1 protein-coding gene and 1 pseudogene are annotated in these 750 nt (G+C 64.0%); both read left to right on the forward strand.

Annotation, left to right across the window (positions count from 1 at the left end; all coding sequences use genetic code 11):
* Nucleotides 1–125, forward strand: a pseudogene (locus ENTHG_RS25625) (DUF1264 domain-containing protein); the annotation flags it as partial.
* Nucleotides 122–750: MBL fold metallo-hydrolase (locus tag ENTHG_RS00135; RefSeq protein WP_044172039.1), on the forward strand; the 629-nt coding region annotated here is incomplete at its 3' end. The pseudogene ENTHG_RS25625 and the gene ENTHG_RS00135, both read left to right, overlap by 4 nt.

The raw sequence follows: 750 nt of genomic DNA on the forward strand, positions 1-750 counted from the left end.
CGAATGCCTGGGAGCGGGGCGAGACTATCCAGCTTAAGCGGGTGCAGGGCAGTGGCGAACATGGCCAGGGCGACACGCGCCACTTCGGTAAAGCGGAACAGACGCAGAAGCAGGGGGCGCAATGAAAATTAATCATCTGAACTGTGGCTGCATGTGTCCGCTGGGGGGCGCGCTCTATGATGGATTCAGCAAAGGGCTGCATGCGCATCTGGTTTGCCACTGCCTGCTGCTGGAGACCGACAGCGACGGGCTGGTGCTGGTGGATACCGGCTTTGGCCGCGACGATGTGCGCCAGCCGCGACGGCTGCCGGGCTTTTTCCGGCTGATGAACAATATCCAGCGTCGTGAGGATCTGACCGCGCTGTCGCGCATTGAAGCGCTGGGTTTTCGCGGGGAGGATGTCCGGCATATCATTCTTACCCATCTTGATTTTGACCATGCCGGGGGGCTGACCGATTTTCCCCACGCCCGCGTACACCTTCTACAACAGGAAATCGATACCGCGCAGCAGCGCCATAGCTGGCTCTGCCGCGAACGTTACCGGCCAGGGCAGTGGGGCGGCGCCTCCGGCTGGGAGGGCTATCGCGCGCAGGGCGAAACATGGTTTGGCTTCGAAGCGGTGACCGCGCTGCGCGGCCTGCCCCCGGAGATCCTGCTGGTGCCGCTGGCGGGTCATACGCCGGGGCACGCCGGGGTTGCCATTCAGCGCCCGGAGGGCTGGCTCCTGCACGGCGGCGACGCCTGGTTTTA

Source organism: Phytobacter massiliensis JC163, assembly GCF_000321045.1.
Taxonomy (GTDB): Bacteria; Pseudomonadota; Gammaproteobacteria; order Enterobacterales; family Enterobacteriaceae; genus Phytobacter_A; species Phytobacter_A massiliensis.